Origin of the sequence: Neobacillus novalis NBRC 102450, from assembly GCF_001591805.1 — a bacterium.
GTDB classification, from domain to species: Bacteria; Bacillota; Bacilli; order Bacillales; family Cytobacillaceae; genus Neobacillus; species Neobacillus novalis.
Genome location: NZ_BCVP01000052.1, coordinates 1 through 18,557, shown reverse-complemented (window position 1 = coordinate 18,557; position 18,557 = coordinate 1). Strand labels below are relative to the sequence as shown.

Genomic DNA, 18,557 nt, shown 5'->3' with positions numbered 1-18,557 from the left:
CTTCATAAAGCTGATGAAGGACAAAACTCAGTTGGAAATCGAGGGAAATGTCCTTCATAAAGCTGATGAAGGACAAAACTCAGTTGGAAATCGAGGGAAGTGTCCTTCATAAAGCTGATGAAGGACAAAACTCATCAGGAAATCGAGAGAAGTGTCCTTCATAATTCCGATGAAGGACACTTCTCAGCAGGAGATCGAGAGATATGTCCTTCATAAGACCGATGAAAAACGCAATGATCAAAATGATTGCGATAACAAGATTTAGCTTTTCCTTTCCTAACGCAACTTCACGCTATAGTACCTCATAGCGATCAAACTGCCTTCTACATCAAAAACCCCTTTTTCTATCAGCTTTCTTAGGCGATATTCTAAAAATTCATCTCCAACATATTGGTCTAAATGCCCCAGCACCTCGCCAATTAGTCTGGCAGATTTCATAAAGTCTTTTGTTTCCTGCCTTCTATGTAAATTTTTAGCTTTTTGGATGATAAATGGGTCGTAATAGTCTTCAGGGACACTCACAATCCTTCCATTTCTCCAGATTCTTAAAGTTTCACGATTCTCGGTTAAAAAAATCCATTCATTCCCATAATCTTCTTTATCATGATCAGTTAGAACTCTTCCTTCTCCTTGATCATATATTATTTGGAGTTTGTCAGGATTTATTTCGCCTGAATGCAAAACGGTATATTGTCTTCTTCCTGTGTTGAAAAGTTCTCCATATGACTTTGTCGTGTTGATAACGGTTATATCGTTATTTTTACCCTTCAATAAATCCAAAATAAATCGTAGTCCTGTCTGTTCATGCGCGTTTTCAGCAGTCCAAATGGTAATAGCTGCACCTTCAGGAATGGATCTAATCTGATAAATAGTCTTCTGGAAATGCTGCGTATATTCCTGAAATTCACCAAGTTCATCATTCATTACGTCCTTCATCCAATCAAATCGTGCCTCCTGCCCCGCTTCTTCGTGTAACCGCTGAACAGGACCAATCGAGAACATATTCCAAAAGGAAATAATTTGTTCTTCTTTATCCATTCCCATTTCCTTAAATGCTACTCTTAAACTGCCTGCAGAAGATTGGTCAAATAGAATATGGATCATCTTTAATGCTCCTTCCAACAGAAAAAATATTTATCACAGCAAATAATAGAGTACCCCTAACCGCTCCATCAAGAAAAATAGCACAATGACAATAGGCAGCGTGCGTAAGCGTTGAAAATGATTTGCAGGCAAAATGATAAATAACATAGCAGCTGAGATGATATCGAACCCCTGGGGGACCCCGAACGTATAGAAAAAACTATAGCCTTCCACCAAAAGTAAACTAATTGGTAAGGCAGTGCAGAGTGCTGCAATCCATCCATTTCCTTTGGCGTACCACACCGCATAACCACCTACCGGCGAAAGTAAGGCAATTCCGCCCCAAACGAAAAAATAATCCTTAGGGAAAAATCCAAACAATACCATGGAATAGAAATAATAAACAAGAAACATTGCCATTAGAAAAATAAATGCATGTAATGCCGCAGCTTTAGGCGACCAACTTCGGACGGCAATAATTGATGTAACTACAATCCAAAAGCCAAGGTAAGTTCCAATTAGCCCTATAACCGAGCCATCTGAGAATTTTGCCAAGAAACCCAATAATGCTCCCAGCAAAAATACAAACAATACCCTTACTAATCTCTGTTGTAAGGGAGGCACTTTATCCGATTTAGCTCTGATGTAAACCAGTTTTTCTTTCATTCCACATCACCTACAACGGTTGAGTTTCTTTAAAAGGGGAAATCTCTTGGTCAGAATGGTAAACCACGTTTATTCAATTTCAATTTCGTTTCTGCGTCCCATATACCATTTGTAAAACGAGTCTGCAAATTCTACTGGTACATCCTCAATCCCATTATGCTGTAATGGTTTGGCTCGATTGATTGTTTCTATCGAGGCAAGCCCTAACCATTTTTGAAAAATAGTCCGAGTTACTTTTACTTCGATCACTTTTTCCCGCTTGGAAATGAATAAAGAAGTAGTTAGACTGCCCGTTTTGTATTGAATGAAGCGATTGTTCAAAATATATTTTGTATGTATGAAATCTAGCCATCTTATTGCAATAATCATTAATAACAAAGCAGCCGATACTATCCACCATGCTTGTTCCACTCCTAAGACAGCCGGTCTAAAATAAAATAGAACTGCCGTAGTAATCACCCAGATCCAACTCGGACTAAATAAGCGGACCCATAAAGATTTTTTCGGCAGGCGCTTCATCTTTGGTGTTACTTCATAAGTCGGTAAAATTTCCGATACCATTTCATAAGCTCGTTGAACGGGGAGGAACGGGTAAAGTGAATTGATTTCAAGTGTTTCCTCTCCGAAACTAAGACTGCCAGCACAAGTCAGTTTCACTTCGGCAAGGCCAAGCAATCGTTTCAAGATGGACTGCTTAATTTCAATTGCTTGCACCTTTTCTTTTGCAATAGAAAAGGCCGTTTCATCGATGACACCTTTTGTAATATAAATACGATTCCGGTCGGAGGAAATTTCATACTTCCCATATTTTATAAATGCCCTTGCGATTCCAAAAGCAACAGAAGCCATGATGAGGACAACGACGATGGTTGTAACAATCCACCAAGAACTGATGATATAGAAAAAGATCCCCGCTGTTTCTTTTTCCACATGAAGGATTTCATCAATTTTAGAATAAAACGATAAAAGTAAAGGAATAAATACGAGAAAGCTTAATGATGTAAAACTTGCGTTTAAGATATCCTTTTTCATTGGTTTAAAATGAATAATTCGGATGGAATCTACTTTTGCTACAACCATTTCTGAAGGAGAAAGATTCATAGCATTATCGTTTACTTCACTTGTTATATGCTGTTCCATTCGCAATGATTCTAGTTGCGAAACCACTTCGAATTTCACAGCAGCTTCTTCACCTGTCATTCCCGTTTCAAAGCTAATGGAAGTCACTTTAAACAACCGATGAAAAAGAGAGGTATGACGGTTGACGTTTTGAATTTTTGAAAAAGGAATGGTTCGCTCTGATTTAATGAAAATTCCTTTGTACAGATGAAATGACCGACCATCGAGTTCATATTTATGGGCGAACCATTTTAAAAAAATGTAAATAAACGCCACTCCAAAAACTATGAAAAATAGGATCCTGCCATATATAATGAAGGGTGATTGCGACCTAGCTTTGATCACAAACAAAAAAATAAAAATGAAAAAATTGTTCTTTAGTAGCGACCATAGGCCAAAAAGCATAAGAAGTGGATGGTATCGTTTTGCTGGGATCATGGCTCCACTTCCTTAATTTTTGCATAATGAGCAATCTGGTTCCTTAATTCAATGGCGGTCTGTTTAGGCAGGGCCGGAATAGCGTGAGCGGATGCAATAGTTTCAATGGAAACGGAACAAAGCCCATATTTTCTCAGTACCGGTCCTTGATTAGTTGCTACCGATTGTATTTTGGTCATCGGGACTAGTTGATGTTTTTCATATAATACACCTGACTTCAATTGTAAAAACTCTTCACTAACATCATAACGCCAGCTTTTATAAAGAAGAAACGACTTAATCCATGACCAGACTGCGCTTAGCACAGAAATCAGGAGCAGTCCCTTCAGAATCCAGCCAATCCACTCTTTCCAAGAAAAACGATAATCCAGATAAAGGAAAATTCCAAGGGTAATGAATCCAATTATACTCGTAATCGTTTCACTTATAATCCATACTTTCACTGCATCCTTAGATAATCGTTTTTGGGGCCCATTCATTTGTGAATACATAAAAATCACCTTCTTTATTTCGATGCCTCTATATTTAATAAGACATCGAAGTTATTCATCCAGAAATATATCTTCAAGCGATGGTTCTTCTACTTCAACACGAAGGACATCTGCCCGACACTGCTGAAACGCTCGGATGATTTCAGCAATCTTTTTCTCATCTATTACGGTGATGGTTACATAGGGAGCTTTCATTTCCAAATCTGTTCCTGCTGACTCCAGCCACTGATGTAAGTTTATTTGTTCCGATGTCGGCACTGGAGAATGCTTGATTTTAACTTTTATGGTCGACCGATAGAAGGCTCTAAGCTCATCCATTGTGCCGCTAGCTGCGATCTTTCCATCTTTCATAATCGCAATTTGTGTACAAAGTTTCTCTACTTCAGCCAGATTATGAGATGTCATGAATATGGTCTTCCCGCTTTTTTGCAACCTAAGGATTAGCTTATGGATATGAATCGCAGATTCTGCATCCAGACCTGAAGTGGGCTCATCAAGAAAAATGAGCTCAGGATCATGGATGATGGCTAGTGCAATCCCTAATTTCTTTTTCATTCCAAATGAGAATTTAGCCACCTTTTTTCGAACATGAGATTCCAGGCCCACTAACTTTAGGATCTCCAAACACCATTCCTTTCCGGCCGGCTTTCCAGACAAAGCCGAAAGATATTTTAAATGCTCCATTGCAGTTAAAGAGCCATATAAAGTGGAGTAATCAGGCATTACCCCAATCCGCTTCTTTACTTGATCATTGGGACCTTTTACACCTAACAGGGAGTATGTGCCGGAGCTTGGGCGAATAATGCCGGTTAACATATTAATAAAAGTGGATTTACCAGCCCCGTTACGACCTAAGAAACCAAAGATTTCCCCTTTTTCTATGATTAAGTCTATCCCTTTTACAATTGGCGCCGTTCCATATGACTTCTTCAGCTGTGTTGTTTCAATGGCAATCATCAGCATTCTCTCCTTTTAAATATAAAGTTGGCGAAAAAGAGCATGATACCAGCTACTATAAAAATCACCAAAAAAGAAAAGTCTTCGCGCTCCAAATAATAAAAAGGGGTAATATACTTTGTCCAACTCACCCAAACATTTGACGTAAACACAACCCATAATCCCAAAATCGGAAAGGAAAGTCCAACCACAATTCCTAAAAACATCGTAAATCCAGGCTTAGGGATCAGAGCTGAAAGCAAGATAGTGAAGGAAATTTGATAGGTTACTAAACTCATGATCTGAGAAAAAATAAAAATATCGATCTTCTGTGCAAATATACTGATAATCAGGAAGGAGATTATCAGGCAAATAAACCAAAACAGCCAAATACCCAAAAACTTTCCAAGTACTATGGATGTTCTTGACGTTCTTGTTACTAAAAATCGCATCGTGCGTTCGTGTGTCTCTCGGTTGATTGTATCATGGGAAAGCCCCGCTATAAACAATTGGCCGAGGAGCAACAGCAAGCCTAAAAGACCAACCGTGTGAATATTTTCAGCTTCCTTTGCTGAAAGCTCGATCCCCGACAGTAAAAAATTCGCAAACTTGGCTGAATAATAGGAAGTTACTAATAAAATTGCAATGACGATAAGCGATTTTACCCCTTTGAATAAACTCATAAATTCCCTTTTACCGATTACATACATACTTTGTTTCTCCTTTCCGTTTCTTTATTGTGTGAATCTTTACCATAATTATAGTATTTCTATCTTAACCCAACTAAAATCCCACCTTAATTGTTCCTTAATTCCTAGATATTTGACAACTGAATGATATGATAATGTATAGATTGATATAGAATAGGAGTTTCTTTATGCACGAGCCACAATTATTAATTATCGATGATGAGAAAGCTATTTTACATATGTTAACAACGATTCTAAAAAAGGAAGCCTTTAACCTGATCGATACGGCAGGTTCAGCTGAGGATGCTCTTGCCTTATGTCAAACCAAACGATATGACTTAATCCTTCTGGATGTAATGCTTCCAAATCGCAGTGGTTTTGAAATTTGCCCGCTAATTAGGGAAACGACCGATGCCCCGATATTCTTCCTGACAGCGCGGTCAACAGATTTGGATAAACTTTCGGGCTTTGCATTAGGCGCAGACGATTATATCACAAAACCCTTCAATCCCCTGGAAGTCGTCGCAAGAATCAAAGCACATTTACGGCGTCACTCAGGAAAGATCACAAACACATCTAAAACGATTTACCGATATGGATCCATCCATGTAAATGCCCTCTCTGGGGAAGTGACTGTAGGAGGAAGGACTGTGGAATTACCAGCACAGGTCTATCAGCTCCTGCTATTCTTCTGCAAACATCCAAATCAGCTATTCAGTAAAAGCCAGCTTTACGAAAATGTGTGGGGCGAAGAATTTCTAGGTGAGGATAATACCGTTATGGTCCATATTAGAAAGCTTCGGAAAAAGATCGAGGACAATCCAAGTAAACCGCATTACATTCTTACTGTAAGAGGGCTTGGCTATAAATTTGTACCAGATGGCGGCATCCATGAACATCCATAAACGTTTTATTGTACAGTTTTTTATCCAGTTAATCCTTGTGTTTATCCTCTTTTTCTTTCTATTAATCTCCATTTGGGGAATCATTGGCTTTTCGATTATGAATGATGAGGTTACCCAAGATCTATCCAAGGCAGATGACGCTTTTTTTTCTAATCGGATTACGATACATGGATATAAAGCAACGTTTGATGATGAATTAAAACAACTGGCGGAAAATCAGAACGGCTGGCTCCTTGTGCTTACACAAAAAGGCGATGTCATAGGATCTTACCATGCATCGAAACAAGTCCCGGGCCATTTTTCACAAAGTGAATTGGCCGCTCTTCTGCTGCAAGAAAGCTCTGTCTCTACGGAATACACGCATTGGCTGTTAAAAGAAACTGGCCTCCAGCCGTACTTGCTTTTATTCGGAAGAAAAAATGCGGAGACTAGATTATTAAACGAAATGAAGTCAGATACCGATTGGAAAAATCATCAGCTTCATCTTACCGCTGCCACTCTTCAACAATTGAATGAAGAAAAAGGCTGGGCTCAATTGATTGATTCAACCGGTAAAGTAATTGATCAATACGGTACAGACAAGGAACCCATAACGTACTCGATTCAGGATCTTCACAACTTAACAAAGGAAAAACACGGATCCATTGCCGCTTACTTTGATACAAGGTCAGAACAAACGATTATTGTGGGAATCCATGAATCAAGATCAGCCCCAAATCTTGAAGTAAGCTTGGTCAAAACGATGACTAAAGGTTTTTTAATCATTCCTGTCTTATTATTTCTGCTATTGATGATGGGTACCTTCTGGTATGCACGTAAATTCGGTGTTCCATTGATTATGATGATGAAATGGATTCAAAATCTTGGCAGTGGTTTATATGAGCAGCCTTATGATCTCCATCAACGCCCGATGATGTTAAATAAAAAAGGAAAACTAAAAAGAAAGTATCGTTTGTACAAGGATCTCATTGCAACCCTTTCACATTTAACAAAGACCCTCAAACAAAACGAAGCACAAAGACAGAAAATGACACAAACGCGGGAAGAATGGATTAGCGGTCTTTCCCATGACTTAAAAACGCCGCTTTCCTCCATTTCCGGTTATGCACAAATGCTCGAATCGAAAAATTATTCCTGGTCAGAGCCAGAGACAAGAGAGTTCGCGGGAATCATAACAGAAAAATCCACGTATATGATGGACTTACTTGAGGACTTAACTTTAACGTATCGCCTAAAAAATCAGACTTTACCAATGGCAAAAGAACTGGTAGATATGAACGAATTTATCCGACGAACCGTCATCCATTTCATCAATGATCCGACTAACAATGGGAAGCAATTCCTCTTCCATTCACATAATGGAACCATTTTCGCACCGATTGATTCCAAATGGTTTCAACGGATTATTGATAACCTGCTTGCGAATGCCGTCAAATATAATCCTTCTGGCACGAAGATTACGGTATCGATTTCATCTATTGAACAATATCTTATGATGATTACCATTGAGGATGACGGCATCGGCATGGACAATGAAACGCTCAATAAACTCTTCCATCGCTACTACCGAGGCACCAATACAAGCGACTCCGGCAGCGGAACTGGACTTGGAATGGCCATCACCAAACAATTGGTTCATTTACACGGAGGATCCATTAACGTAAAAAGTGCTCCTCAAAAAGGCACAACGGTTCGAATCGCTCTTCCCCTATTAATGGAGGAAAATGATAGTGGTTCTAGATTAACCCCTGATTGAGTTTAAGAAACCAGTCCCCCACAATCTTTTTGACGTAAATTGTTTTTTATGAAGTTGGATAATTTTGAAGAAATTTATGAGTATGGTATGTTGGTAAGGAATAAATTATTGGGGGTTAAAAAAATGGTACTACCAAATTTTGAAACAAATTTGCAAAAATACGCAAAACTTTTAGTGGCCAAAGGAATCAATGTTCAACCTGGTGATTGGGTAAAAATGACCATTACCGTTGATCAAGCTCCTTTAGCTCGATTAATCACGGAAGAAGCTTATGCTTTAGGCGCAGAAAAGGTAATTGTTAAATGGTCCGATGATGAAATCAATAAACGACATTACATACATCAGCCTGTAGAAGTGCTGACTGACATTCCAGAATACGAAATTCAAGAATCCGAAGACCATGTACTAAATCATCACGTAAGCCGTCTTTCTATTGTATCAAGTGACCCTGGCTTACTAAATGAAGTCGATCCTGCTAAAGTGGCTGCATATCAAAATGTGTTTGGAAAAGCTTTCAGTGCCCAGCGCAAGGCCACGCAAAATGATGATTTGAAATGGACTGTCGCGGCTGCAGCAGGAGCTGGTTGGGCGGCAAAAGTGTTCCCTAACCTTGCAACTTCGGAAGAACAAGTTGATGCCTTATGGGATCAAATATTTAAAACCTCCCGCGTTTATGCAGAAGATCCAGTTGCTGCCTGGGATGAACATAAAAAGACATTGAATGAAAAGGCAACAAAATTAAATGAAGTTCAATTTGATGCCTTGCACTACACAGCTCCTGGTACGGATTTAACATTAGGCTTACCGAAGAACCATATTTGGGCGTGTGCTGAAAGTTATAATCCAAAGGGCGAAGAATTTATTGCTAACATGCCGACAGAAGAAGTTTTCACTGCTCCTGACACTCATCGCATGGATGGTGTGGTTCGTAGCACAAAGCCGTTAAGCTATGCCGGGACATTAATTGAAGGAATTGAAGTGCACTTTAAGGATGGCAAGATTGTGGACATTTCTGCTGAAAAAGGCGATGAAGCGATTAAGAAATTGGTGTTTGATAACGAAGGCGGCACTGGCTTAGGTGAGGTTGCCTTGGTACCAGACCCATCCCCAATTTCTCAATCAGGAATCACTTTCTTCAATACTCTTTTTGATGAAAATGCCTCTAACCACTTAGCAATCGGGGCAGCTTACCCAACTACGATTGAAGGTGGAACGAAAATGAGCCAGGAAGAATTATTAAAACACGGCATGAATACTTCCACAGTTCACGTTGACTTTATGATTGGCTCTGACAAGATGGATATCGATGGCATTAAACAAGACGGCACAATTGTTCCGATTTTCCGTAATGGAGACTGGGCGTTTTAATGCAATCATGAAAGGCGAAGGTTCTTATGCTTCACTGAAATGAAGCATAGGATCCTTCCCTATTATTTAATCCGCATAAGCCTCATTATTCCAAATAAAATTGGAAGACCAATTCCAATTAGCGCTGTCGGTAAAAACCATATGCCAAAGCCGCCTCCCCAGCCTAATGGAATAGAAATGGATTCAACTAAGATGAGCGAAAAAAGAATGAGACAGATGTTTTTTAATTGATTAACAAGTTTTCGGCTTTGTAAATAAAACTGTTCTGCATTTGATTCATTTAATCGTTTAGGATAATTATGTATTTCGGGGAATTTTTCTATAATACCCATTAGAAGTGCAATGAATATCCCTACAAACGGTAAAATAAGAAGCTCCCATTTTGATCCCCAGCGGTCCACCTTACCTGCAGCATTGTAATGTCCAGGCACTTTATCAGGGAGTGTTCTCCAAACATAAAGTAAAACAATAATTGATCCGAAAAAGCATAAATAGCCGATTATATCCCAAATCCATTCACTTTTTGTCTTGGGTATTTTTAATTTTGGTCTGCCCAAATAATTCGCCATTATCATTTCTCCTCCCTTAAAAGGTTTTTCTTATTGAATATACCCACTCATCACAACGAATCTCTTTTTCATCACAAAAATTGTTATTCGATACACGCATGAAACAAGCCTCTTTTATTCCCATTTTATATTATTTTTTACAGCAAAAGATAGAATTTTTAAAAAGGGAAAAAGGAACTTCTCACCATCAAGAAGTTCCCTTTTTACCTATACTAGTTTACTGTCAAATTATACCGGATTCCTTTATCTCTGCTAATGCCACTTCCTGATAGGCTTTAAAGAAGGAACTGCAAAACACATCCCACTCCATCGCTGCCTCCATCGATCCTTCACTTACTTCTCCAAGAACCGGCCGTTGCAGCAGGTCTTCCAGTTGCACTGAAAATGTTTGGATGATTTCCGGTGATGCACCGTCAAGAACATGACGAACAAAATCAAATGGGGGATACCAATCTGCCACTCTACTAATATCTCGATAAATTTGAGTTAATAACAGATTTCGTGGTCCTTCCCATTGTTCGTTTACAACGACATCCCGGAATATCCGCGGAAGTGAGGAGAACTCCTCCATGACGCCATGACCGGCAAACACCGAGATGGCCTCGCGTAATACTTCCACACCCTCTTTGGTAGCGCCAATTTTCTGCAATAAAATTAATTCGCGCAGGTTAAACAGTTGCTTTCTGATTTCAAGGGGGTGGTCTGATTTAAGTCCTGGATTAAGCGGCTTTTCGAGACGTAAGAAAAGGTCATATATTTTAAAGGCGCCTGCGGTTGTCCGTTGTGCTGCATTCTCTATTAGCTTTAATTTACTTGCAGCAAGCGGATAGTCTTTTATCTTTCTTCCAAAAACGGAACGGAACTCGCTATAAAGATTGGCTTCTCTTGATGCGCGCAGCATAAATCCGGCGCAGGCAATGCCGATTTCAAGACGGGATAATGTCAGAACAATTCCGACTGCCACGGCAATGCCTTTATCTTTTGGACCGATGGGATACGCAAGAGCTCCATTATATTGGAATTCGCCGGTTGGAACCTCAGCGGTACCCATTTTCCATTTAATTCGGTTAATTTGATAGTCATTTCTCTTTTCCTTCTCTTTATTTCCTGGCAGCCATGATGGGACAATAAAGGTGGATACATTGTTTGAGCCTGAAATTTTGGCGGTGACAACAGAATAATCAGCATGCGCGACGGAGCAGAAGAATTTATTGCCATATAACCGATAGTTTTTTCCATCGGGAACGGCTTCTAATAGATTGGCAGGCAAATCAGATCCGCCTTGGATTTCTGACATAAACTGGGCACCAATGGCAAATTCTCCGTTAACCCCTTCTTTTGTTTGCATCAAAATCTCTTGGAGTTCTGGATGAATCTCATCCGGAAATTCTTCCATTAGGGCAATTAAGCCGTGCGTACATGTTAAAGGACAGGTTACCCCCGCTTCTCCTAGTTGATGAATTAACATTCGTTTAACAAAACTTTCCCAAGCTGTCATTTGACTAGAGAATAGCCCTTCACCAAATACTCCCTTTTCTAAAAGCTGTGTTTCCATCGGCCGCACCACTCTGTCTATCCTGTGGTTAAACGCATCATAGTGAAGCATATGCGGACGGACTTCCGGCCTCGCGCTTTGTACGGCTAAACGATTCCATTTAGAAGAAACCGTTGGAGAAAAGGAAAGAATTCTTTCGTGAATTTGTTCAAACTCAGAACCAGTGAATTTTTCCACTGCCTTTTGCAAAAATGGTTCATCACGATACCAATCAAGGTTTTCACGGTTTGCAACAAATTCATCAAAGCTGTAGGAATTTTTCCCTTTTGTATCTATGTCTTGGGAGGTTATGCTCATCAACTAATCACTCCTTATTTTCAATTGACAAATTGTGTTATTCAGAATTATTATAATATTAAGTTTACGTTAACGTCAACTAGGAGGATAAATGAATGTCAGCGGAAGATCTTTTTTCAATAAGCGCGCTTGCATCGATGTTTGATGTCAGCTCGAGAACGATACGTTACTATGAAGAAGTTGGAATGCTAACGTCAGAAACGCGCGACAGATTAACCAAGCAGCGAAGCTATACAAACCAGGAAAGGAGAAGGTTAAAGCTGATTCTTCGTGGTAAAAAGCTGGGTTTCAGTTTGCAAGAAATAAAGGAAATGATTGAACTTTACGAAGCGAACCCTGAGGGATTGGAAGAGAAAAAAAGAATCATCCAGCATGCAGACCGGAAGATTCATGAGATGAATGAACAAATCCTGCAGCTCCAAATGTTAAGAGATGAGCTTATTGTTCACAAGGAAAGATATCTCCAAAATAGTGATTCTAAAAAGTAAGAAGAAGGTGGAAAATAAATAGGAGAATAAATCATAACTATTATGACAAAAGTGAATTTTGACTGGACACTGTTTGGTGTCTTATAATAAAGACACTAATTGGTGTCCAATTTATAAGGAGAGGGTGATTTTGAACGAGAAATATCAAGAGCGTGATGTTTATGTAGCCATTGCTGACCCAACAAGACGTAAATTGCTGCGGTTGTTGGCAGATGCAGAAGAGTTACCACTTCACGAATTAACCGCTCAATTTCAAATGGGGCGTACCGCTGTTTCTAAACATTTGGCTATCCTTAAAGAAGCGGGTCTAGTTTCTGACCGTAAAGTTGGTAGAGAAACAAGGTATCGACTAAATGCAGCTCCCCTAGAGGAAATTAAAGATTGGGTATCCTTTTACGAGAAATTTTGGATGGAAAAAGTGGCACTTTTAAAAAATTTATTAGCGGAGGAATAAATAATGGCAGAATTATCATTAGATTTTCAGTTTACAAGTTCAATCAATAAGTTGTGGAACGCATTAACAGATTCGAAAACTCTTGAGAAATGGATAATGGAAAATGACTTTAAACCAATTGTAGGACATAAATTTCAATTTCGAACTGAACCAACTCAATACTGGAGTGGACTTATTGAGGGCGAAGTGCTGATCGTGGAAGAACCAAACCGGTTGTCCTATACTTGGGAAAGCGGAGAGAAGCATACGGTCACCTGGACGCTGTCGGATTTAGGGGACGGAAAGGTTAACCTTCATCTCGAACAAACCGGCATCTCAAATGATCAGGCAGCCGCTGGCGCTAAGTATGGCTGGACTAACTGGTTCGGCGAGCTTGAAAAGGTGTTAGGGGAAAGATAAGACCAAACCTATGCTAACGTATAGGAAAAAGCAAACGGCTCGGTAATGGACTGAGCCGTTTGCTTTTTTCGTACAAATTCATTTGAAGTTTTACTAACATGGCAATACTATATTTAGAGAATGGAGAGGAGAGCACTATGAAAATAAAGCAATTAATTGCCAACAATATTAACCGTTTAGATGCCGTCTTGCCGGAAGATCTGACGCTCGGAATTGCTGGTTTGTCTGGATCTGGCAAAACCACTTTTTGTCAAACCATTGGGGAAGAATCCAAGAAGCGTCTCGTTTCCTTATTGCCAAAGGCTGATTATCAGTATTTATTTCCAAATATTATGGAAACCAATTTCAGTGCCATCAAAATGGAAGAGATGCCTCTAGTACTTTTTCTCGGAAGATCATCCATTTCTTCTAATCCACGTTCAACCATTGGTACACATACGGGCGTGTTTACAGAGATCCGCGTGCGGCTTGCTGAAAAATATAATCTTTCTCCAGAAGTGTTTTCATTTAATAATGCACTAGGCTGGTGCCCAGCTTGTAAAGGACGCGGTACGACCAAAAATGTCGAATGTAAAAAATGTGAAGGCAGACGCTATAGTCCGGAAGTTGAGCAAAAAAGAATAGAATTATTGGGGCAGCCACATAGTATTTCCGATATCAACAACTTAAGCATGGAGTCGATTCTATCCCTTGCAGAAGAATTACATATTAGTGAAGCGAAACAACATGTTCTTAAAAATATTATCAATATGAATATTGGTTACTTAACATTAAATCGAATTATGGGTACATTGTCAGGTGGAGAATTAACACGACTTTACTTGGCAGAATTCATGGCAGCAAGTGATAATACCGTTATTATTATTGATGAAATCTCTGTGGGTCTTGATCACCAAACACTATTGAAAATTTTAGAACAGATTAAACAATTAGGCTATAAGAATCAAATTTGGCTCATTGATCATTCTGACACCGTGCTCGATACATCAGATAAGCAATTATTCTTTGGTCCTGGCAGTGGTAAATACGGAGGGAAAATTGTTGAAGAATCCCCACGTCCAAAACCGATTACCTGGGAACGAAATAAGAAAGTACCAACAGAATACTATCATTTTCATGATCTTTACTGTCGTAATATTCAAATGGCTGAAATTCAGATTCCCAAAAATAGACTTGTAACCGTTACGGGGGAGTCTGGATGTGGTAAATCGACACTTGTCAATGAGTGTATAACCAAAGATTTTCAGAAACGATATCCAAAAGATAAACTAGTAATGGTTGGTCAAGATCGAAACCAATCGATTACTAGTCGGTCAACCGTTGCGACGTTTCTTGATATTAAAAAGAAACTCACAAAATATAGTGAAGATATTGATGATATTTTCGAGCGCTCGATTGAAGATATTATTGATGAACTGCCAAATGAAGACATCGCTCATAAACGCTTAAACTTATTGATCAAACTTGGACTTGGTTATTTGACATTGGAAAGAAAAACACAGTCTTTATCGACCGGTGAATTTCAATGTGTTCATTTAGTTTCGGAGCTGTTTACCAACTCAAGAAACCCGCATACGCTGTTTATTTTTGACGAGCCTTCAAAAGGGTTATCACAAAATATTTTAAATCAATTTATTGATAGTATCAGGGGAATACTAAAGGATGAATCAGTCTCTATCATAATGATTGAACACAATGACTATATGATGAAAAGTTCTGATTTTATTGTTGATTTTGGTAAAAGACAGCTTGAACCTGTGGAGCATCTTGAGACGATCAGTCATGATGATTATTATCGTGAACAAAACGGTGCTTATAGTGTTGCTCCATCGCCTATTTCTTCCACACTCAAGCAGCAAAAGGGTATTACCTATTTAAAAGAAAATCATATCGACTATTTTAAACATGCAGAAAATGTCTATAAGGGTGGCATTTTAAAAAGCTTATCATCAATGGCTCGTTTGATTTATGGCGAATACGAATCTGACACCATTGCACCCGTCATCGCCATTGATCTTGAAAGGCATTTGTATAGTCAATATAGTTTTCTCTATGAGATTGGCGGTTTGATCAACCATATTGTAGCAGCACATCCAACCAATAAAGATACAAGAAGCTTCGATTTCTATAATCAAGAAAATCATTGCCCAGTTTGTTCAGGGCGTCGGGTTATTGAAAAGTTTGATTTTGATATTGTCATTCAAGACAAAACCGTTCCATTCTGGGATGGCTTATTGCATCCAGAAGTAATGGAGGTATTAAAATATTATCAATATCCGAAATTGCAATTTCTTTTTGATGAGATTAAGAATGAACTTGGTCAAGATATTAGTAAAAGCTACAATGAGATGACAGAAGCAGAGAAGCATACCTTTTTATACGGGTATTGGGAAAAGTCATTCTATGATAAAGCAGGCAAGACGCGGAGGACATGGGAGGGCTTTAATAAGATCCTTGGGATGTATATAGTCATTTCAAAATCGATTATTAAAGAGCAGATGAAAGCATCAAAAGAGAAGATTACCTGTCCGATTTGTCACGGAACCGTGCTAAATCATCATAAAAAGCTCAAATTTGGCGACACAGATATTCGTGAGATTATCGCACAGCCGCTAAATCAAGTGATGAAAACAGTAGGAAAGTTACCAGAACTGGAAAAATTGAAAGCGATTGTTGGCGGCGAAATGACTTTGACAGAAGATGTCTCACTAATGCCTAGGGAAACACAAGTTGCGCTGAAAATGTTTGAATTGGAACTAGCAAGTTTTGTTGGTTATGAAATGGTATTACAAAATGTCTTACCATTCTGGGACCGGGTCAAAGGCAATATCGAATCCATCAGCATCAATAATCAGATTACTATCTGTGATTTTGCCAATATCACCGAGACGAGAGAAACCATCATTGATAAGTATTTCACCAATGGAAAATACAAAAAACTAACGTATGTTTATGAAGCGTTTGGTTACAAAAAACTTGTCACTCAAATTAATAAGATTAAGGCAAGTCATCCATGTCCTTTCTGTAAAGGTAAGAAAGTAATTTCAGAAGATAATCTCCATGATGGCGTGTTTAAATTAACAATTCCATGTGTAAGTTGTTATGCAAGTGGCATCAATGATGAAGGGCGTAAGGAAATCGTCGAGGGCATAGAAGTAAAAACATGGCTTACAGGCAAAGTAAGGGATGTTGTGGCTGAAAGCTTAAATCTTGAGGCAGTTGCAGATATTCCAATTTTCAATCGAATTCGTGAGTTGAATAAACAAGATTTGATGGCGGTTTACCAATTCCTCGAGGAAAATAATTAAATTAGAATGATTAAAACAAGCGATATTTAAGTAAAGAGCTAGCTACCAGTTAATCAAACGTTTGATTGGCTTCTTCGGGCCAGTCATACCAGCAGGTTCGGCCATTTAATCAAACGTTTGATTGGTTTTTCAAACCTGACTCACATAGTGTCTGAAATTTAATCAAACGTTTGATTGGTTATTAGAGTTAGATCATTTACTCTTTACATACACTTTCTTAGCACCATATGAATCTATCAACTCAATAGATTGTGGCATTCTTTTTTCAATTAAATGGAAAGTATAAGTATCATGAATAAAATCGCTTTTACAGATGACTTTTTCCTGGTTCGCCTCAATCGGTACAAGTTTGAATTTATACGGGACCCCGTACATTTTTGGAACGACAGCATAAAGTTCTTTGTCAAAATGAATCGATAAGGTCTCTTCTCCATTCAAATAGGTTCCTACAAGGTTTTCACTCTCTAGCCCTACTGGTTTAAACGGCTGAATTCCCTCAACCTTTTTTCCAAATACAATGTTGATAAGGTCGCTGCTAATCTGCGTTACTGGCGTAATATTGATATTACTTAACACAATCACCACGAGTTCTTCATCCGGATAAACCACAAGATGATTGACGAATCCATTAATGTCACCAAAATGACTTACCTCTTTGCTGGCTCCATCCTCAATGAACCAGCCAAACCCATAGCCATTTAAGCTGGTAAACATTTGCTCCTGCAGGTCCTGATCAATTAAAGAATTGTCCATGAGTGCCTGACACCATCGATATAAATCTAGAGCGGTTGAATACATCCCGTAGGCACCGAGTGGAAACGACATATCAATATGCTCTGTATGGATAACTTTTTCCCAGACTGTATGGCCTTGAGCCAGCGATTTTACAATTGTCCGCCCATTATCGACACCGGTGTCTGTTAATTCTAGTTTATCGAAAATTTCATTTTGAAGGTAATCATCAAAAGTCACGCCGGATACTTTTTCAATAATAGCGGTTAATAATAAATAACCGGAGTTGCTGTAATTCATGTCTGTACCCGGAGTAAACTCAAGCGGCATCTCCTTAAAATCTTCAATAATCTCATTCAAATCCGCAGGAAGCCTCATTGATTTTGTCCAATATTCCGGTGTGGAAGTAAAGCTTGGAATTCCTGAAGACTGATTCAGTAAATGGCGGATGGTTATCAGGGAACCATTCGGATAATCAGGAAGAATCCTATTGATAGAATCGTCAAGATCCAATACTACCTTAGCATGAAGTTTCAAAATTGCCATCGCAGTGAACGCTTTCGTTAACGACCCTATGCGAAATCTCGTCGAAGGAGTATTCGGAACATCATACTGAAATGAAGATAATCCATACCCCTTCTTTAACAGGACTTCCCCTTTGTATCCTACAAGTACCGCTCCGTTAAAATAGTTGTGGGCAGCTAGCGCATCCATGTATTTATTTAGCAAATTAATTTTAGTTTCCATTTTTTTATTTACCTCCATTATTGCTTGGATTTAATGGCTTCAACCAACTTTTTTAATGTTGAATTTATATTATGTAAGCTTAATAGAATAAAGCCCAACATAACAAAGGTAACAATCTCACCTGTAAAAACTGAGACATTACCCAAAATAACCGCATACATACCGTACAACCAGCTATTCATATCGTTCATTCCTCTCAATCATGATTATTTAGTTAGTCCGCCCTCAAAAAGTATACTTATTATCCATTTTAACGCAATCTTCCATATCATTTTTTAAAAAATCGTGAACCGTCGCCTCGCTTCCTTGTTAATCTATGATTAAGTACCTCATCATTTCTTTAACGACCGTCTGGACTGAAAACCGCAGGGCTTGGGCTTTATGAACCGATTATAACGACCGTCTGGACTAAAAATCGCAGGGCTCGGGCTTTATGGACCGGTTATAACGACCATCTGGACTGAAAATCGCAGGGCTCGGGCTTTATGAACCGGTTATAACGACCGTCTGGACTGAAAACCGCAGGGCTCGGGCTTTATGAACCGGTTATAACGACC

Annotated in this window: 16 protein-coding genes; 7 read left to right on the top strand and 9 right to left on the bottom strand. The window is 38.9% G+C overall.

Annotated features, from left to right (window positions below; all coding sequences use genetic code 11):
* Positions 1-276: 276 nt before the first annotated feature.
* From BANVL01_RS24570 to BANVL01_RS24545, 6 genes are all read right to left on the bottom strand, one after another.
* Positions 277-1,104: a DUF1835 domain-containing protein gene (locus BANVL01_RS24570; RefSeq protein ID WP_066095135.1), complete on the bottom strand. Its 828-nt coding sequence runs from the start codon at positions 1,102-1,104 to the stop codon at positions 277-279.
* 33 nt (positions 1,105-1,137) lie between these two features.
* Positions 1,138-1,749 (bottom strand): DUF6518 family protein, encoded by a 612-nt coding sequence (locus BANVL01_RS24565; RefSeq protein WP_066095132.1) that lies wholly within the window; start codon positions 1,747-1,749, stop codon positions 1,138-1,140.
* A gap of 69 nt (positions 1,750-1,818) precedes the next feature.
* Positions 1,819-3,306 carry a PH domain-containing protein gene (locus BANVL01_RS24560; protein ID WP_066095129.1) on the bottom strand — a complete coding sequence of 496 codons (1,488 nt, stop codon included), beginning with the start codon at positions 3,304-3,306 and terminating at the stop codon, positions 1,819-1,821.
* Positions 3,303-3,797 (bottom strand): PH domain-containing protein, encoded by a 495-nt coding sequence (locus BANVL01_RS24555; protein ID WP_066095124.1) that lies wholly within the window; start codon positions 3,795-3,797, stop codon positions 3,303-3,305. The genes BANVL01_RS24560 and BANVL01_RS24555 overlap by 4 nt, the downstream gene beginning before the upstream one ends.
* 51 nt (positions 3,798-3,848) lie before the next feature.
* The gene (locus tag BANVL01_RS24550; protein WP_066095121.1) at positions 3,849-4,754 is read right to left on the bottom strand and encodes an ABC transporter ATP-binding protein; all 906 of its coding nucleotides are present in this window, start codon (positions 4,752-4,754) and stop codon (positions 3,849-3,851) included.
* Entirely contained in the window at positions 4,754-5,443 is a 690-nt protein-coding gene (locus tag BANVL01_RS24545) for an ABC transporter permease (RefSeq protein ID WP_066095117.1), read from the bottom strand. Before BANVL01_RS24545 ends, BANVL01_RS24550 begins: the two co-directional genes overlap by 1 nt.
* Positions 5,444-5,610: 167 nt before the next feature.
* Between BANVL01_RS24545 and BANVL01_RS24540 the strand changes: the two genes are divergently transcribed.
* The 3 genes from BANVL01_RS24540 to BANVL01_RS24530 all read left to right on the top strand — a co-directional run bounded on the left by BANVL01_RS24540 (position 5,611) and on the right by BANVL01_RS24530 (position 9,451).
* A complete protein-coding gene (locus tag BANVL01_RS24540; RefSeq protein WP_066095114.1) occupies positions 5,611-6,327 on the top strand; it encodes a response regulator transcription factor in 717 nt (238 codons plus the stop codon).
* Positions 6,314-8,083, top strand: coding sequence for a sensor histidine kinase (locus BANVL01_RS24535; protein ID WP_066095111.1), 1,770 nt, complete (start codon positions 6,314-6,316; stop codon positions 8,081-8,083). The genes BANVL01_RS24540 and BANVL01_RS24535 overlap by 14 nt, the downstream gene beginning before the upstream one ends.
* A gap of 123 nt (positions 8,084-8,206) precedes the next feature.
* Entirely contained in the window at positions 8,207-9,451 is a 1,245-nt protein-coding gene (locus BANVL01_RS24530; RefSeq protein WP_066095107.1) for an aminopeptidase, read from the top strand.
* Positions 9,452-9,513: 62 nt separating this feature from the next.
* Here BANVL01_RS24530 and BANVL01_RS24525 read toward each other — a convergent pair whose 3' ends face one another.
* Both BANVL01_RS24525 and BANVL01_RS24520 read right to left on the bottom strand, forming a co-directional pair.
* Complete coding sequence (locus tag BANVL01_RS24525) at positions 9,514-10,020, bottom strand: DUF1648 domain-containing protein (RefSeq protein ID WP_066095105.1); 507 nt, start codon at positions 10,018-10,020, stop codon at positions 9,514-9,516.
* A 223-nt stretch (positions 10,021-10,243) separates the two neighbouring features.
* On the bottom strand, positions 10,244-11,872 hold the full coding sequence (locus tag BANVL01_RS24520) for an acyl-CoA dehydrogenase family protein (protein ID WP_066095102.1): 1,629 nt from the start codon (positions 11,870-11,872) through the stop codon (positions 10,244-10,246).
* 95 nt (positions 11,873-11,967) lie between these two features.
* Here BANVL01_RS24520 and BANVL01_RS24515 point away from each other — a divergent pair, with 95 nt between their 5' ends.
* The 4 genes from BANVL01_RS24515 (at position 11,968) to BANVL01_RS24500 (ending at position 16,521) form a co-directional block, all read left to right on the top strand.
* Positions 11,968-12,360 carry a MerR family DNA-binding protein gene (locus BANVL01_RS24515; protein WP_066095099.1) on the top strand — a complete coding sequence of 131 codons (393 nt, stop codon included), beginning with the start codon at positions 11,968-11,970 and terminating at the stop codon, positions 12,358-12,360.
* Between the two features lie 130 nt (positions 12,361-12,490).
* Complete coding sequence (locus tag BANVL01_RS28435; RefSeq protein WP_066095096.1) at positions 12,491-12,814, top strand: ArsR/SmtB family transcription factor; 324 nt, start codon at positions 12,491-12,493, stop codon at positions 12,812-12,814.
* On the top strand, positions 12,815-13,213 hold the full coding sequence (locus BANVL01_RS28430; protein ID WP_235845743.1) for an SRPBCC family protein: 399 nt from the start codon (positions 12,815-12,817) through the stop codon (positions 13,211-13,213). It begins immediately after the preceding gene.
* Between the two features lie 137 nt (positions 13,214-13,350).
* Complete coding sequence (locus BANVL01_RS24500; RefSeq protein WP_066095092.1) at positions 13,351-16,521, top strand: ATP-binding cassette domain-containing protein; 3,171 nt, start codon at positions 13,351-13,353, stop codon at positions 16,519-16,521.
* 192 nt (positions 16,522-16,713) lie between these two features.
* On the opposite strand, the gene BANVL01_RS24495 is transcribed toward BANVL01_RS24500, so the two are convergent.
* Complete coding sequence (locus tag BANVL01_RS24495) at positions 16,714-18,000, bottom strand: serine hydrolase domain-containing protein (protein WP_066095090.1); 1,287 nt, start codon at positions 17,998-18,000, stop codon at positions 16,714-16,716.
* Between the last annotated feature and the right edge of the window lie 557 nt (positions 18,001-18,557).

Bases quoted from the DNA above. Each gene is read 5' to 3' on its own strand.
- BANVL01_RS24570 (WP_066095135.1), bottom strand. From the start codon at position 1,104: ATGATCCATATTCTATTTGACCAATCTTCTGCAGGCAGTTTAAGAGTA.
- BANVL01_RS24565 (WP_066095132.1), bottom strand. From the start codon at position 1,749: ATGAAAGAAAAACTGGTTTACATCAGAGCTAAATCGGATAAAGTGCCT.
- BANVL01_RS24560 (WP_066095129.1), bottom strand. From the start codon at position 3,306: ATGATCCCAGCAAAACGATACCATCCACTTCTTATGCTTTTTGGCCTA.
- BANVL01_RS24555 (WP_066095124.1), bottom strand. From the start codon at position 3,797: ATGTATTCACAAATGAATGGGCCCCAAAAACGATTATCTAAGGATGCA.
- BANVL01_RS24550 (WP_066095121.1), bottom strand. From the start codon at position 4,754: ATGATTGCCATTGAAACAACACAGCTGAAGAAGTCATATGGAACGGCG.
- BANVL01_RS24545 (WP_066095117.1), bottom strand. From the start codon at position 5,443: ATGTATGTAATCGGTAAAAGGGAATTTATGAGTTTATTCAAAGGGGTA.
- BANVL01_RS24540 (WP_066095114.1), top strand. From the start codon at position 5,611: ATGCACGAGCCACAATTATTAATTATCGATGATGAGAAAGCTATTTTA.
- BANVL01_RS24535 (WP_066095111.1), top strand. From the start codon at position 6,314: ATGAACATCCATAAACGTTTTATTGTACAGTTTTTTATCCAGTTAATC.
- BANVL01_RS24530 (WP_066095107.1), top strand. From the start codon at position 8,207: ATGGTACTACCAAATTTTGAAACAAATTTGCAAAAATACGCAAAACTT.
- BANVL01_RS24525 (WP_066095105.1), bottom strand. From the start codon at position 10,020: ATGGCGAATTATTTGGGCAGACCAAAATTAAAAATACCCAAGACAAAA.
- BANVL01_RS24520 (WP_066095102.1), bottom strand. From the start codon at position 11,872: ATGAGCATAACCTCCCAAGACATAGATACAAAAGGGAAAAATTCCTAC.
- BANVL01_RS24515 (WP_066095099.1), top strand. From the start codon at position 11,968: ATGTCAGCGGAAGATCTTTTTTCAATAAGCGCGCTTGCATCGATGTTT.
- BANVL01_RS24500 (WP_066095092.1), top strand. From the start codon at position 13,351: ATGAAAATAAAGCAATTAATTGCCAACAATATTAACCGTTTAGATGCC.
- BANVL01_RS24495 (WP_066095090.1), bottom strand. From the start codon at position 18,000: ATGGAAACTAAAATTAATTTGCTAAATAAATACATGGATGCGCTAGCT.